This is a genomic window from Corynebacterium belfantii, assembly GCF_041898185.1.
GTDB lineage: Bacteria > Actinomycetota > Actinomycetes > Mycobacteriales > Mycobacteriaceae > Corynebacterium > Corynebacterium belfantii.
The window spans coordinates 2,556,433-2,572,577 of sequence record NZ_CP157823.1 but is presented as its reverse complement, the minus strand read 5'-3'; the positions used below and the strand labels follow the sequence as shown (position 1 = coordinate 2,572,577).

The window sequence follows — 16,145 nt, the reverse complement described above, 5'->3', positions numbered from 1 at the left end:
TACTTTGAAGGAGACGTATGGATCTGCATAAAGCCATGGGCCAGTTCTTTGACACCAAGGGCAACATTGCGCTACCGCCACAAATTACGCTCGCAGGTCTGAGCGAATTATTCTACCAGTCGGATGTAGATGGCGGTGATCGTCACTGCATGCGCTACTGGGATTACAGCACTGAGGGTGGCGTGGCTCGTGACTACAACCGCCGCGAGATCAACACTCGTATTAAGTCGGTGGCAGCACGCCTCCAGCAGGTGGCACAGCCGGGGGACCGCGTAGCTATTTTGGCTAACAACAGCCCTGAATACCTTTTCGGTTTTATCGGCGCTTTGTATGCAGGTCTGGTGCCTGTTCCGCTGTATGACCCCTCTGAGCCGGGGCATGCCGATCACCTGACTGCGGTGATGGGGGACGCAAAGCCTGCGATTGTGCTGACCAATAATGCGTCGGCTGCGGCGGTTCGTCGCTTCTTCTCTGCGCTGCCAGGTGCGCAGCGCCCTCGTATTATCTCCATTGATTCGCTACCGGATACGCTTGCGCAAAGCTATCAGATCCCTACGCCGTCGATGGCAGCTGCTGCGATGAACCCTGTTGATTTGCCAGCATTCTTGCAGTACACCTCGGGCTCTACTCGTACCCCTGCCGGTGTGGTGCTGACCAATCGTTCGATCGTGACCAACGTGCTGCAGATTTTTACCGCGGCTCAGTTGAAGACTCCGTTGCGTTTGGTGTCGTGGCTGCCGCTGCACCATGACATGGGCATCATCTTGGCCGTGTTTGTTACGTTGTTGGGCTTGGAGTTCGAGATGATGTCGCCGCGCGACTTTATCCAGCAGCCAAAGCGTTGGATTGACCAGCTGGATCGTCGTGAGGGTGATAACGCGGTCTACGCTGTGGTTCCGAACTTCGCGCTCGAGCTTGCTGCACGTTATGCAACGCCTTTTGAGGGCTTGGACCTTTCTGCTGTTGAGGGCCTTATTATTGGTTCTGAGCCGGTCACGGAGAAGGCCGTGGAGGCTTTTGTTGAGGTGTTCGGGCCTTATGGTTTGAATAAGCAGAACATGCGCCCGTCGTATGGCCTTGCTGAGGCATCACTGCTGGTAACTACCCCGCAGACTCCGCAGCGCCCTGTGATTTCTTACTTTGATCGTGAGCAGTTGGCTGCAAACCGCGCGGTGATCGTCGACAAGGGCGATAATGCTGTGGCTTTGACTGGTGTGGGCCAAGTGGTGCGCCCACAGAACTTGGTCATCGTGGATCCCGAGATGCGCACCGAGGTTGCAGATGGCACTATCGGTGAGCTGTGGGCTCATGGTGAGAACATGGCTGCTGGCTACTTGGATCGTCCAGAAGATACCGCAGAGACGTTCCACAACACCTTGGCTGGTCGTTTGGAGAACTCCCGTGCGGCAGGTGTACCGGAGGAGTCCACGAAGTGGATGGCGACAGGTGACCTTGGTGTGATTGTGGACGGTGAACTCTACATCACGGGTCGTTTGAAGGATCTTGTGATAATTGCGGGCCGTAACCACTATCCGCAGGATATTGAGTACACGGTGGATCATGCCTCTGAGCACATCCGCCCTGCTGCAGTGGCTGCCTTTGCCATTGAGGGCGATGCTGTGGAGCAGCTGATTATCTTGGCGGAGCGCGATCTGGATCGTGATCCATCTGGTGATGCGGAGGCTATCGACGCTATCCGTGCTGCTGTCACGGAAGCTCATGGTGTGGTTCCAGCGGATATTCACATTGTGGCTCCCGATGAGATTCTGCGTTCTTCCTCCGGCAAGATTGCTCGTCGTGTGAACAAGAAGGCGTATCAAGAGTCCCACTAGGTTTTTCGGAATATTGCCCCGCGCGTGAAACATTTGTGACGCGTGAGACGATATAGGATAGAACGACTGTTTCGTCTGCAATATTCTGAGGTTTAAAGTATGGATTCTCGCGTCACGGCTATGACCACTTCGCAGCTACGCACATGGCTGCACGATTGGGTCTTAGCCACTACAGGTTTGCCCGCGGAAGAAATCACCGATGATAAACCGATGCAATCTTTCGGGCTTTCCTCCCGTGACGTGGTGCTACTTTCAGGGGAATTAGAGAACCTCTTGGGCGTCAAACTCGACGCGACCATCGCTTATGAGTACCCAACGATCGCGGCGCTGAGCCAGCGTCTGATCGAGGGTGCTCCTGAGGCGGCCGCGCCCGTCTTTATACAGCGAGAAAATCAGCGAACTGCGTCTCATGACATCGCCATCGTGGGCATGGCAGCCCGTTACCCTGGCGCACATGACATTGACCAGATGTGGTCAATGCTCATTGAGGGCCGCGATGGTATCACCGACCTGCCGGAGGGGCGTTGGTCGGAATATGCTGCTGACGAGGTCACCAGCGAAAAGATAGCTAATACCGATTTACGGGGTGGCTACTTAGACGATATTGCTTCCTTTGATGCGGAGTTCTTTGGACTATCTCCGTTGGAAGCAGTCAATATCGATCCGCAGCAGCGCATTATGTTAGAGCTGACATGGGAGGCTCTTGAGCACGCACACATTCCGGCATCCTCGCTTAAAGGCAAGCCGGTGGGTGTGTTCTTCGGTTCTTCCAATAATGACTACGGCATGTTGATCGGTGCTGATCCAGCCGAGTCACATCCTTATGCGATGACGGGGAATGCCAGCTCGATTGTGGCTAACCGCGTGTCCTATGCCTTCGACTTCCGTGGTCCGTCGGTAAGCGTCGATACGGCGTGCTCCTCGTCGCTGGTATCGGTGCACCAGGCGGTGCGCGCGCTGCGTGAGGGCGACGCTGATGTTGCTGTCTCCGGCGGCGTTAACATCATGGCGGCACCGTTCGTGTCCACTAGCTTTGGTGAGCTTGGCGTGTTTAGCCCAACGGGTAAGATCCACGCGTTTTCCGACGACGCCGATGGATTCGTGCGTTCCGACGGCGCTGGCGTGCTCGTGCTCAAGCGCGTGGAAGATGCCGTCGCCGATGGCGATAGCATTTTGGCCGTGATTAAGGGCTCCGCGGTGAACTCCGACGGACACTCCAACGGTCTGACCGCGCCTAACCCAGATGCACAGGTCGATGTGCTGCAGCGCGCCTACGCCGACGCTGGTATCGACCCACGCTACGTGGACTACGTGGAAGCACACGGCACCGGCACCATCTTGGGTGACCCCATCGAAGCAACCGCACTTGGCAAGGTCCTAGGCCCTGGCCGTGACGCAGCAACCCCTACCTTGCTGGGTTCGGCTAAGACCAACTTTGGTCACTCCGAGTCGGCTGCGGGCGCTGCTGGTTTGATCAAGGTGGTGTTGTCGATGATGAACAACACGCTGCCAGCTTCTTTGAACTTCGCTGGTCCGAATCGCTACGTTGACTTTGATGCCGAGCACCTTGAGGTCGTGGAAGATCCACGCGAATGGCCTGAGTATTCCGGCAAGAAGATCGCCGGTGTGTCCGGTTTTGGCTTCGGTGGCACCAATGCGCACGTTGTGTTGAGCTCTTATGAGCCAGCGGCTGATGCGGAGCGTCGTTATGCCCCGAGCCTGATTGATCCTAACAACCCGAATGCTGTCACTTTTGAAGTGTCGGGATTGCTGCCGTCGCGACGTCGTGAAGCAGCCGCCGCGCTGGCCGACTTCCTCGAAGGTCGCCCCGACAGCGACCTGCCTAAGGTGGCGCGCTCGACCGCAAAACGCAACCATGGCCGCTCCCGCGCTGTGGTCACAGCAGAAACCACCGAAGAGGCCGTTAAGCGCCTGCGCACCGTTGCTGAGGGCAAGACCGCCATGGGTATCGCTGTGGCCGACGCCCCCAGCACCGCACCTGTGTTTGTTTACTCCGGTTTCGGCTCCCAGCACCGCTTGATGGCCAAGAAGCTGCTGAGCGTTTCCGAGGAGTTCGCACAGCGTATCGCGGAGCTCGACGAGCTGGTGGTTTTTGAGGCCGGCTGGTCCATGCTGGACATCATCACCAACGATGAGGAAACCTACACCACCGAAACCGCGCAGGTCACCATCACTGCCATCCAGATTGCACTGACAGATCTGCTGGCTTCCTTTGGTGCTACCCCAGCGGGTGTCGTGGGCATGTCGATGGGCGAGATCGCTGCGGCCTACGCCGCCGGCGGCTTGTCTGATCGCGATGCGATGACCATTGCAATCCACCGTGCTCGTTTGATGGGCGAGGGCGAGAAGTCGCTACCTGAGGACCAGCTCGGCGCTATGGCCGTGGTGGAATTCTCCGTGGAAGCGCTGGAGGAGTTCCGCCAACACAACCCTGAGTTCAGTGGTGTGGAGCCAGCCGTGTATGCGGCACCTGGCATGATCACAGTGGGTGGCCCACGTGAAGCCGTGACCAAGTTGGTGGAAAAACTTGAGGCAGAGGGCAAGTTTGCGCGTTTGCTCAATGTGAAGGGCGCAGGCCACACCAGTGCTTTGGATCCGCTGTTGGGTGAGCTCGCAGCTGAAACCTCGATGATTGAGCCGAAGCCACTGCGCATTCCGTTGTATAGCTCGGTGGATCGCGCGACTGTATATCCTGCTGGTTCGGTGGTGCACACCACCGATTACTGGTTGCGTTGTACGCGTCAGTCGGTGTGGTTCCAAGACGCAACAGAGCAGGCGTTTGCGCATGGTGCCATGATGCTGGTGGAGATTTCTCCGAATCCTGTTGCGCTGATGCCGATGATGAACACCGCCTTTAGTGTTGGTAAGTCGGATGCGCAGTTGTTGTTTGCGTTGAAGCGCAAGGTGGACGAGGTGGCGTCGATACGCGACCTGTTGGCCAAGATTTATGTTACGGGCGAGCCTATTTCCTTCGAGTATGGCGATGGGGAGATTATTCCTGCGCCGCATATTCCGTGGAAGCGCCAGCATTATTGGACGTCCGCGCGGCCGTCGTCAGGCAATCGTGTTGCGATGCCGGGCACGAAGGTCACACTGCCCGGTGGCGCGCTGGCGTTTACGATGGTCGCCGATCAGGTGCCGTCCACCGCAGCGCTTATCGACGCTACCGTCACCGCCGTACAACCAGGTGCGCAGGTGCTCGCAATTTCTGAAACCGCAATGCTTCCTGCCACCGGTGAACTAACCACCGTTGCTACCCCTAACGTTGGCGGCGTGGCCGTGGTGGTCTACCGCGTCATCGATGGCAATACCCACCAAATCGCAGAGGCCTTTGCCACCACACTCAACCCTCCGCATACTCCTCTCGCTGAGCCAGCCCCTGATCCGGAAGCCGGCATGGTGGTTGAAGTAGAAGCCCCACATGTGCCCGATAGCCTGCTGTGGGATTCCGCTACCGAGAGTGTGGAAGAGCGCCTGCGTGCGATCGTTTCTGAGGCGATGGGCTATGACGTTGAGGATCTTCCCCGCGAGCTGCCGCTGATTGATCTGGGCTTGGACTCCCTGATGGGCATGCGTATTAAGAACCGTGTGGAGCACGACTTCCAGATCCCACCGCTGCAGGTACAAACCCTGCGTGATGCCTCTGTCGCAGACGTGGTCACCCTAGTGGAGGAGCTTGTTGCCGATCGTGGTGCCGCTCAGTCAGAAGGAGCTGAGATTGCTATCGAGCACACCGCTACCTCCGCGGAATCCCACGAGGTAGGCGTGGCACCGCGCGATGCTTCTGAGCGTTTGGTTTTTGCCACGTGGGCAGGCATTACCGGTGCAGCAGCCGCCGGTGTGACCAGCACTTTGCCGGAGATCACTGAGGAGCAGGCTCGAGAGATCGCAGAGCGCCTCACCGAGCGTGCGGGTGTTGCGGTGTCTACAGAGCAGGTACAACAGGCAGAAACGCTAGAACCACTGGCCAACATTGTGCGCGAGGGGCTAGAAACTGATGTGGAGGGCAACATCCGTGTGCTGCGTGCCCGCCCTGAAGGTTCTACGCAGCCAGCTGTGTTCATGTTCCACCCAGCTGGCGGTAGTTCTGTGGTGTACCAGCCGCTGATGCGTCGTTTGCCTGCGGACGTTCCTGTCTACGGCGTGGAGCGTCGTGAAGGCTCGTTAGAAGAACGCGCTGCAGCCTATCTTGATGAGATCAAGCAGTACTCCGATGGCCTACCCATCATTTTGGGCGGTTGGAGCTTTGGCGGTGCGTTGGCTTATGAGGTGGCCTACCAGCTGCAGGATTCCGACGTAGAAATCGCAACGATTGCTTTGCTGGATACCGTGCAGCCTGCGCATTTGGCGCCGGATACTAAGGAAGAAACGGTTAAGCGTTGGGAGCGCTACTCGGAGTTTGCTAAGAAGACCTATGGTCTTGATTTCCCAGTGCCCTATGAGCTGCTGGAAACCGCTGGTGAAGATGCGCTGCTGGCAATGATGGCGGAGTTCTTGTCCACCACTGATGCTACAGAGCACGGTTTGTCGGCGGGTGTGCTGGAACACCAGCGCGCTTCCTTTGTGGACAACCGCATTTTGGACCGTATGGACATGCAGCGCTGGGCGAATGTGAAGATTCCGGTGATGTTGTTCCGTGCGGAACGTATGCATGATGGGGCTATTGAGTTGGAACCCGCGTACGCTGAGATTGAGCCTGATGGCGGATGGTCGGCTATCGTTGAGGATTTGGTGATCATACAACTATCTGGCGACCACTTAGCAGTGGTGGATGAGCCGGAGATCGGTAAGGTTGGTGTGGCGCTGACCAACAGGATTGAACAGCTACAGGGTAAGTAGGAGATTGGACTGTGAGTACGACTGCGGAAAAGCTCGCTGACCTTCGGGTGCGCCTAGAAAAGGCACAGGATCCAGGTAGTGAGCGGGCGCGGGCTAAGCGCGACGAGGCTGGTTTTACTACCCCTCGTCAGCGTATCAACCGTCTTCTTGATGATGGCTCTTTCGTAGAGATTGGCGCGTTGGGTCGTACTCCAGGTGAGCCTGATGCCCCGTACGGTGACGGCGTTGTTACTGGTTATGGGCGTATCGACGGCCGTCCTGTGGCCATCTATGCCCATGACAAGACTGTCTATGGTGGTTCGGTGGGCGAGACGTTTGGTCGCAAGGTGTGTGAAGTCATGGATATGGCCATCAAGATTGGATGCCCTGTGATTGGTATCCAGGATTCTGGTGGTGCTCGTATCCAGGACGCTGTTACTTCGCTGGCTATGTACTCGGAGATTTCGCGTCGTCAGTTGCCATTGAGTGGCCGTAGCCCGCAGATTTCCATCATGATGGGTAAATCCGCTGGTGGTGCTGTGTACGCTCCTGTGACTACTGACTTTGTAGTGGCCGTGGATGGTCGCGCGGAAATGTATGTCACTGGTCCTGCTGTGATTAAGGAAGTCACGGGCGAGGACATCACTTCTCATGATCTGGGTTCTGCGCGTCAGCAGGAACTCAACGGCAACGTGTCGTATGTGGCCGCCGATGAGGATGATGCCTTCAACTATGTGCATGATTTGCTGCAGCATTTGCCACTTACCTGCAATGATCCCAACCCTGAGTATTGGGCACCCTCGGATGAGGATGTTATGGCGGCAGATCAGAGCTTGGATACTTTCATGCCGGATGACACGAACGCTGGCTACGATATGCATTCGCTGCTCAAGTTGATCTTCGACGAGGATGATTTCCTTGAGATTCAGCCGAACTTTGCTCCTAATATGATCGTGGGCTTTTCGCGTATCGACGGCCGCAGCGTGGGTGTGGTTGCTAACCAGCCGTTGGAATATGCAGGGTGTATCGACGCTGACGCGGCCGATAAGGCGGCTCGCTTTATTCGCATTTGCGATGCCTATAACATCCCGATCCTCTTCGTTGTGGATACGCCTGGTTATCTACCTGGTGTGGAGCAAGAAAAGGTTGGTTTGATTCACCGTGGCGCAAAGCTGGCCTTTGCGCTGGTGGAGGCCACTGTGCCGAAAATTTCTCTTATCGTGCGCAAGGCTTATGGCGGAGCTTATGCAGTGATGGGGTCGAAGAACCTTTCCGGTGACATCAACTTGGCGTGGCCTACCGCGCAGATCGCAGTGATGGGTGCCGCTGCTGCTTCGGTGATGATTCAGGGCAAGCAGCTAGCTGCAGTAGAAGATCCTGCGCAGCGCGCCATGATGAAGAAGCTATTCATGAACTTCTATGACGAGAACATGACGTCGCCGTATGTTGCGGCAGAGCGCGGCTATATCGACGCTATGATTCAGCCTCACGAGACGCGCATTGCTTTACGACGTGCCCTGCGTCAGCTGGAAACTAAGGACGTTCATGATCTGCCTAAGAAACACACTATCGCACCGATGTAACAATACTTTGGGATGGGAAAGTACTAGGGCACTGTGCTAACGTAAAAAAAATCCTTAAATATCTTCTCTTTTTTAAAGGATTATTAATAGTGAAGTCACGCGCCCTTACTGCTCTTCTGGCTACCTCGTTGATCCTTGGCGCTGCGCCTGCAGCCCACGCACAGCAGGCAAAAGAGCCTCTGCCCCTTCCTCAGGTCTTTGTTGATAACAACAAGGGTGATACGACCAACCTTGACCAAACTGAGCTTTTGGAATCCGTCAATGGTCGCCGCATCGCAGCTAAGGATCTTCGCGAATTCGCGCTGCTTCTCACCCAAGAAAATAAGGGCTTGAAGGCTGCTCAAGCTGCCGCAGCGGAGCGCCTGCCACTGCTCAAGATCGTCTTCGCCTTCATTGGCAGCTAACGATTCTTCATCGTTAAAAAAGGGGAGTCTGTACCATTCTTGGTGCAGGCTTCCCTTTAGTCTTAGGGTGCCTTACTTAAAGAAGTGAGGGATGCTAGGCAGGTTATGGAACAAGTGCCATGCCAGTGCACTCACCATACCTAGGATTGTCAACAGGCTCCAGAAACCGCCGGTGCTGGAACCGGAGCTTGAGCTCGACAGTGAACCCTTGCCCTGCGGTGCCGGATCAAGATGTGGGTGATTGTCCTTGCTGTGTTCAACCAAGATTGACATAGGTTTAGGGGCTCTTCCGGTTTTGGGGTGCGTAGCGGGATAAGGTAGAAAACGACGGGTCCAGCGGGTCACCACAACATGTAGGGGTACCTAGTGTGAAGATGAAAGTTGCTACACGACCATCTAAACCCACCAGAGACCCGTACTGTGAAGCCTACTGGAAACCTCGTTGCTGACACCATCTGCCGTACCGCGGAAATCGGACTTGCTATCACCTGTGCCGCTGATGCCGGAGCACTGACCATCATTGAGGCCACGCCCGTAGCCGTTATCGGCGTGTGCCCAGACTGCGGCCAGTCTGGCAAGTTACGCGACCACATCACCCGTCGACTCGTTGGTCTTCCTGTCGTCGGATTCCCCACCAGGCTGCACATAAAAGTCCCCAGGTTTCGGTACACAGCCGCCTCATGTAAGAGAAAGATCTTCCAAGAATCTTTAACCTGCGCTGATGACGGTGCCAAGCTCACGTATCGGGTCACCCGCTGGATCTTGCAGCGCCTTGCTATTGACCGGATGAGTGTGTCAGCTACCGCCAAAACACTCGGTGTGGGCTGGGACCTGGTCAACTAGGTCGCACTAGATGCCTGCCGTCAGCTTGTCTACGGCGACCCTTGTCACCTAGACGGGGTTCGCATTCTTGGGAGTCGATGAACATGTATGGAAACACACCAGAAAACCAGGCCAGGTATCACACCTGGTGACCATACTTGTTGACCTCACCCCGCTGGTGGACGGGCATGGGCCTGCACGTTTGTTAGACATACGACTGGGCAGATCCGCCGATGTGCTCAGCGGGTGGCTTAAAGAGCGCGACCCCAGCTTCCGGGAGCAGATACAGGTGGTGACCATGGATGGGTTTACCGGTTATGCCACCGCCGCTGGCGACGTCATTTTCAACACCACCCAAGTCAAAGACCTATTCCACGTTGTACGCCTAACCGGTGACAAGCTCACCACGTGCCGCACCAAGCTTTAGTGAGAAACAACAGTCCGGCGCAGCCGGGAGCAAAGACCTGCTCTACCGCAACCGGACAACACTGTTGACCACCCATGCACCTGCTGACCGACAAGCCCCGTAGGAGGCTTGAAAAACTGTTTGACTTCGACGACGACTATACGCCGCTACAACAGACCTGGAACTACTACCAACAAGCAAGCAGCCAACAAAGCCATGAGCATGCTCATTGACACGATTGTTGGTATGAAAGACGCTAGTATCGCTGAGATCGCGCAGTTGGGTAGGACCATGAACAAGTGCTGCAAGGACATCCTCGTCTACTTCGACCACTACATCTTGTGGTGCCTGATCCACGCCGTCAACATGCGACACACAATCAGTGCACTCTAAAACCGGAAGAGCTACTAAACGGGGGTATTTCGAAGGATTTTTCTCGGCACTTCACACCAAATCGCAAGAAAACCGGCCGTTTGGGCGGATTTGGTGTGAAGTGCCGTCTTTTCGGGGGTGAGTGGGGGTGGCGCGCCCACCAACGCCCACCAACGCCCACCAACGCCAGCCAATCCCAGCTAAGCCATGGTTGTGGAAAACGTCCTACTCCGCGTAGTGCCACGCCGGAACCCCGGCGAACTAATCAATGCACTCTAAAACCGGAAGAGCCATCAATTGCGGAATTGTTTTCCTGTGCCATGACGGTGGTTGGTGCGCAGAGTGGGGAAGCGACAGTTACTGCGGAAATTGCAGTGGAAAGGCGGAATGCCTTCATAAGACTGGTCTGCCTTTTGTTCGAAGGGAGGCACGGTGCCTGTGAAGGAATGCGAGCCATCGTCTGGTCCACGTTCCTACAGGTACGTGGTGTCATTTACTTATGAAGGAAATATAAACGTGTAAGTATTAATGTGCCAAGCTTATTTTAATCACACTAAAACTTAAGTTATTGTCCTGTGGTTTTGTCTGCAAAATTTTGCGCTGACGTGGTGTTATACGTGCTGGAGCATGCAAAAAGCGTGTGGGTAAAAGTATCCCACACGCTTTAGGTTGCTACAGGTTTATTAAGACGCGCTTTGTATTTATTTGCGTCGGGCGATCACCGCAGCAAGGCCGCGCCAGCCGAGTAGGAGGATGCTGGACATTACCGCTGCGACGATGATGAAGGACCAGTGGGGGACGGATCCGTGGCGTAGTCCCCAGAAGGTGAGGCCGGCGACGGCGGTGCAGATCCATACGGTAACGCCGTAGGAGAGGGCGAGTGGGTTTTTGCCGCGTTGGAGCGCCCAGCCGAGGATGGTGCCGATGGTAAAGGGCCACCAAGTGTCTAGAATATGGGCGATTTCGAGGCCGCCGTGGGCTGCGCGGGCGAGGATGGCGAAGATGAGGACGGCGAGGACGTCGATAGCTAAGTATTTCATGGGATGCTCCTTTCGTGGGCGCGCAGTCCGCCGCGGGCGATGGAGATGAAGTAGATGACCCAGCCTGCGATGGTAATGATCGCGAATGCGATGATGCGGAAAACGAAGACGGAGGCGAAGGCGCTGGCGGCGGGCATGCCGACGGCCACAAGGCTGGCTGTCATGGCTGCCTCAACGGGGCCTAGGCCTGCGGGGGTGATTTGGGCGGTGCCGACGATCTTGGCGGTGACGAATGCGAGTACTACGCCGAGGATTGAGGGGATTTCGCCGATACGCTCGAGCCCGGGCAGGGTGTCGGTGACTGCCCAGATGCACAGCCATAGGGCGAGGATCTCAAAGAGCCAGTTGCCTAGGGAAAAGAGGGAGGCGATGGCGAATCGACCTGGTGTGAGAGCTACGGCGTGGAGCTGGCCCACCTGGGCTTTTACTGTGGGGATCCAACGCTCGCGGTCGGCGCGGATCAGGCGGTTGAAGCTGTGCACAATGCGGCAGGCCACCGCTGATGTTTGCCGAGGATTATTGGTGGCTACGAATAACAGGATCGAGAGGCCGATCATGAGCGCTGCCGTGCCAATGAGCGGGACCACGCTAAAGTGTGCGCCGAGGAAAAGCACGGCGACAAGACCTAGGGCGACGAGCCATAGGGTAGATAGCGCACCGGAAACCACAATGAACCAGGAGCTGACTACTACGCTCACATCCCAGGCACGCATGGTGCGGAATTGGTACACGGTAGAGATTGCGGCACCGCCGGGGAAGGTGCCGGACCATGAGTTCGCGATAAAGGTCAGTTCTGTGGTGTGCAGTAGGCTGACGTGGCTGCCGCCGGCCCCTAGGAGTTGACGCATGACTTCTGCCATCGACACGATGGAGATCACCACGGCGACGACGGCGAAAATAAGGCCGGTGTTGTTAGCGGCTAGAACTTGGGTGTATCCCTCTGCAAGGAAGGGCATTTTGTTTCGAAGAAGAAACGCTGCGATCACCAGAACAACAAGGGGGAACAGGAATCGCACCCACTTGTTGTTCAGGATCTGCATCTTAGGATTCTTCACTCAGTCGTTTCATCAGTTCGGAAAATGGGACTAGCTCGGCATCCTCTTTGACGGTGCGCCCGGATCGTCCGGCTGTATCCAAGTCTACGGTGAGATGGTGAAGCGGGTCGTGTTCAGTGGAACCACCCTCGGAGACTTGCATTTTCTTGAGCCAGGAGGGACCCCACCAGTTGTCTTCGCGCAGAAGATGCATAACGGCTGGGACGAGCATCATGCGGATGATGGTGGCGTCGAAAAGCAATGCTACGACCATGCCAAAGGCGATGTATTTCATCATCACGATCTCAGAGAACCCGAAGGCACCACAGACCACGATCATAATGAGTGCAGCTGCGGTGATAATGCCGCCGGTATGTGCGGTGCCATACTTGATGGCCTCGTCGGTGGATTCGCCTTTGGCGCGGGCTTCCACCATACGAGAGACAAGGAAGACCTCGTAGTCGGTGGACAGGCCGTAGACGATGGCCATGATGAGCACGAGGACGGGGCTCATCAGTGGTCCAGCGGAGAAGTTGAACAGCGAGGAGCCAACACCGTCGACGAACATGGCGGTCAGGATTCCCAAGGTGGAGCCCAAACCTAGGATGGTCATGATGATGGCCTTGGCGGGCAAAATCATGGATCCGAATACGAGTGACATCAGCAAGAAGGTGGCGGTGACGATGTAGATCGCCATCCACGGCAGCTTGTCAAAGAGTGCCTCGATGGATTCGACTTCCATTGCTGGGGTGCCGCCGATGTAGATCGACACGCCTTCGGGGGCGTCGATAGCCCGTAGTTGTTCTACTACCTTGGCGTTGTTTTCGCGGTCTTCAATGCCGGCGGATAGGACCGTGGTGCCGTCCTTGGTAGCCGAGCTGGGTTTGAAGCGATCGGTGAGGCCTTCAACCTTGTTGGCCTGCTGATACACGTCGACAAGCTGTTGATTGGTTGCACCGGTAATCACGAGTTTGATGGGTTCGGTGCGGAAGTGCGGGAAGTTCTCGTCAAAGGAGGCTTGTGCTGTGCGCACCGTGTTGTTGGGTGGCAGGTAGGTTTCGTTGATGCCACCGAACTTCACGCCGGCTAGCGGTAGCGTCAGGCCGAGGAGTACCGCCACGATACCGACGGTGACCAGCGTGGAGTGCTTCATGGCCCATGCGGGAATACGGTACCACGCGGTGGAGCGTAACGACGTTGTCTTGCGGGAGGTACGGCGCAAGGTCCACTTGTCGATGTTTTTGCCCAGCATGCCAAAAAGTGCCGGCAACACGGTGATAGACAGCAGTGCTGCTAGTCCTACCGCGCTGATGGCTCCGTAAGCGACGGATTTGAGGAAGGCCTGCGGGAACACCAAAAGGCCAGAGAGTGCTACGGCGACCATGGCTGCGGAGAACGTTACCGTTTTGCCCGCGGTGGCGGTGGTGATGCGTACGGCATCAGGGATGGGCCGGCCAGCGTCGAGCTCCTCACGGAAGCGCGACACCATGAACAGGCCGTAGTCGATAGCAAGGCCAAGTCCTAGGAGGGTGACCACGCTCTGGGCAAACACGTTGACCTGCACAAAGCCTGCCAAGATGGATAGCACGCCCAAGGATCCGAGGATGGAGAGGATACCTACGATCAGTGGCATGCCTGCGGCTACGACGGAACCAAAAACGATGAGCAGGAGCACGGCGACGACGGGCAGTGCTACTACCTCTGCGCGTTTGATGTCGCCAGACATACCTTTGTCGAGTGCGTCGGCTACGGCTGTGGAGCCGGCTACCTGGACGGTGACCTCTGGGAACTGGGGGTGTAGATCGGATTCGATGGCACGGAAGTCTTTTAGGGTTTGTTCGCCGTCGCCACGCAGCGAGACAGCTGCGAATGCGGTGGTGCCGTCCTCGGAGATGAGTTGCGCGTTGCGCTTGTCAAAGTAGGAGGTGACGTCATCAATGTGGTCGCTGTGATCAGTTTTCAAGGAGTCCAGGTACTTCTTGATCTTGTCAAAGCTTGGGCTGTGTGCGATGCCGTCTTTCGCTGTGAAGAGCAAAATCACATCGCCGTTGTTGTCGCGGCCGAAGGTATCGCGCTCGATAGTGGCAGCTTGTGCGGATGAAGAACCGGGATCTTCCCAGCCTTCTTGGCTCATGCGATCTGCCAAGCGTGCGCCGAAGAGCGTGTACACGGCGAGGATCAGCGCCACAATGACGATAGGTACGACCTTGCGGTGGCGGTATGAAAAGTCTCCCCAGCGAGAGAACATACGGGTTTCCTCTCTTATTTGCTCTTGGAAAGTAGAGCGCTGAGCGGTCGGATGGGCTTAAGCCAAGCTCCCTCTTCGGGGAGGTTGTCGAGGCTAACACGCGGTAGTGGTTCGCGGAAGACGCCGGGGATTTCCTCCAAGTCGACGAAGGTGATGCAGTCGTTGGCAAGCGCCCACGTGGCGTGCTCATGGAAGCCGATCACCGTGATAGCAATGCCTGCCGACGCCAGCTCGTCCAACGTTTCTTGGAAGTTGCGGCCATCAGCACTGGCGACGATCACTCCTGCGAGACCGCCTTCCTCATAGCGCTTGCGAATGTGAGCAAGCATGTCGGGATCCACGTCTGTGTCTTCCCGCAGCTTTGGTTTGGCAAACACCGCAAAGCCAACATTGCGCAGGGCCTCGACCCACGAACGAATGCTGTCGGCAGATCCTGGTACCACGTTGGCAAACACCGTGGCTTCTGATTCCACTTTGGAGCCCGTGGTATGCGCGAGTTCACCTGCCTTGGCCAGCAGCCAGCGGCCGACGGCGTCGAAACGCGGGCGATGGGCAGTGGTGGGGCGACCGCCGAGCAGCGCCCCTAGACCCATATCAAGGTTGGGGGCATCCCATACGAGTAGCAGCCGGCTCACTTGCGCCTCCACAGGAACTCTGTGATGGTGTGGTCTTTATCCAAGCCTTTGCCTTCAAACTTGGTGATCACTTGGCGATCGGTTAGCTGTGGGCATTCATCCCATGGCCAACCCATGAATTCCAGCTGTGGCTCTACGTTGACCAGCTCGGTAATCCACTCGGCGTAGTCGGCATGGTCGGTTGCCACGTGCAGAACGCCACCTGGTTTGAGGCGTGACGCGATCAGGTTGAGCACGCCGGACTGAATGATGCGGCGTTTGTGGTGACGGGCTTTAGGCCATGGATCTGGGAAGTAGATGCGCACACCGTCGAGGCTTTCCTCGGGGAACATGCGGGTGAGTACCTCAACACCGTCGCCGCGGATCATGCGCACGTTGGAGATGTCGCCGCGCACGACTGCGCCGAGCAGCTTGGCAAGACCTGGCTTGTACAGCTCGACGGCGATGATGTTGGCGTCGGCTTCTAATGGCGCCATGGCTGCTGTGGAGGTGCCGGTTCCGGAACCGATCTCGAGGATGGTCTTGTGTCCACTGCGACCGAACCACTCGGCGACGTCGATGCGCTGGTCCTCGGCGTCGGTGAGGTCCTTGCCTAGGATGGGCCAGTTGGCATCCCAGAGCGTTTCTTGGTTGTCGGTGAGGGTGCCGCGGCGGAAGCTGACGGAGCCTAGGCGCGGGTAATCGAGGTCGTTGCCGAACTCGGTGTTGAAATCCGTTTGCGGTGGACGATAGCCGGTGGGCTTGGTGTTCTTATCAGAATTATCAGTATTAGACATCCCGACTATTGTGCCCCTCGGTTGTGATTAGTTCAATATCGGGCGGGTGATAAATATGTGACGTGTGTGAAAATAGTGACATGAGAGGGGGTAGGGTGTTCGCAGATTTAGTGCACTGAGGGCGGATATGTCCAGTTGTTCGGAAAGCTGAACA

8 protein-coding genes and 3 pseudogenes are annotated in these 16,145 nt (G+C 56.7%); 6 read left to right on the top strand and 5 right to left on the bottom strand.

The features are described from left to right. Window positions 1-17: 17 nt before the first annotated feature. The 6 genes and pseudogenes from ABMV07_RS12735 (at window position 18) to ABMV07_RS12715 (ending at window position 10,279) form a co-directional block, all read left to right on the top strand. A complete protein-coding gene (locus ABMV07_RS12735; RefSeq protein ID WP_374064685.1) occupies window positions 18-1,832 on the top strand; it encodes a FadD32-like long-chain-fatty-acid--AMP ligase in 1,815 nt (604 codons plus the stop codon). 99 nt (window positions 1,833-1,931) lie between these two features. Then, window positions 1,932-5,537 (top strand): annotated as a pseudogene (locus ABMV07_RS12730) (beta-ketoacyl synthase N-terminal-like domain-containing protein); the annotation flags it as partial. A gap of 75 nt (window positions 5,538-5,612) precedes the next feature. Continuing rightward, window positions 5,613-6,692 (top strand): annotated as a pseudogene (locus tag ABMV07_RS14025) (alpha/beta fold hydrolase); the annotation flags it as partial. 11 nt (window positions 6,693-6,703) lie between these two features. Beyond that, entirely contained in the window at window positions 6,704-8,254 is a 1,551-nt protein-coding gene (locus ABMV07_RS12725; RefSeq protein WP_197688838.1) for an acyl-CoA carboxylase subunit beta, read from the top strand. A gap of 89 nt (window positions 8,255-8,343) precedes the next feature. Then, window positions 8,344-8,658 (top strand): hypothetical protein, encoded by a 315-nt coding sequence (locus ABMV07_RS12720; RefSeq protein ID WP_088267161.1) that lies wholly within the window; start codon window positions 8,344-8,346, stop codon window positions 8,656-8,658. Between the two features lie 420 nt (window positions 8,659-9,078). Next, window positions 9,079-10,279 (top strand): annotated as a pseudogene (locus ABMV07_RS12715) (ISL3 family transposase). A 680-nt stretch (window positions 10,280-10,959) separates the two neighbouring features. Here ABMV07_RS12715 and ABMV07_RS12710 read toward each other — a convergent pair. From ABMV07_RS12710 to trmB, 5 genes are read right to left on the bottom strand one after another with little or no spacing between them, the layout of a single operon-like run. Beyond that, window positions 10,960-11,298, bottom strand: coding sequence for a DUF3054 domain-containing protein (locus ABMV07_RS12710; protein WP_088267571.1), 339 nt, complete (start codon window positions 11,296-11,298; stop codon window positions 10,960-10,962). Then, complete coding sequence (locus ABMV07_RS12705) at window positions 11,295-12,338, bottom strand: YbhN family protein (protein WP_196981582.1); 1,044 nt, start codon at window positions 12,336-12,338, stop codon at window positions 11,295-11,297. Before ABMV07_RS12705 ends, ABMV07_RS12710 begins: the two co-directional genes overlap by 4 nt. A gap of 1 nt (window position 12,339) precedes the next feature. Continuing rightward, window positions 12,340-14,580: an MMPL family transporter gene (locus ABMV07_RS12700; protein WP_196977090.1), complete on the bottom strand. Its 2,241-nt coding sequence runs from the start codon at window positions 14,578-14,580 to the stop codon at window positions 12,340-12,342. A 14-nt stretch (window positions 14,581-14,594) separates the two neighbouring features. Continuing rightward, the gene (locus tag ABMV07_RS12695; RefSeq protein ID WP_196977091.1) at window positions 14,595-15,215 is read right to left on the bottom strand and encodes an NYN domain-containing protein; all 621 of its coding nucleotides are present in this window, start codon (window positions 15,213-15,215) and stop codon (window positions 14,595-14,597) included. After that, entirely contained in the window at window positions 15,212-15,991 is a 780-nt protein-coding gene (gene trmB / locus ABMV07_RS12690; protein WP_088267567.1) for a tRNA (guanosine(46)-N7)-methyltransferase TrmB, read from the bottom strand. Before trmB ends, ABMV07_RS12695 begins: the two co-directional genes overlap by 4 nt. Between the last annotated feature and the right edge of the window lie 154 nt (window positions 15,992-16,145).

What these genes read in the sequence shown, in the direction of transcription:
- ABMV07_RS12735 (WP_374064685.1), top strand. Translation starts at nt 18, where the DNA reads ATGGATCTGCATAAAGCCATGGGCCAGTTCTTTGACACCAAGGGCAAC.
- ABMV07_RS12710 (WP_088267571.1), bottom strand. Translation starts at nt 11,298, where the DNA reads ATGAAATACTTAGCTATCGACGTCCTCGCCGTCCTCATCTTCGCCATC.
- ABMV07_RS12705 (WP_196981582.1), bottom strand. Translation starts at nt 12,338, where the DNA reads ATGCAGATCCTGAACAACAAGTGGGTGCGATTCCTGTTCCCCCTTGTT.
- ABMV07_RS12700 (WP_196977090.1), bottom strand. Translation starts at nt 14,580, where the DNA reads ATGTTCTCTCGCTGGGGAGACTTTTCATACCGCCACCGCAAGGTCGTA.
- trmB (WP_088267567.1), bottom strand. Translation starts at nt 15,991, where the DNA reads ATGTCTAATACTGATAATTCTGATAAGAACACCAAGCCCACCGGCTAT.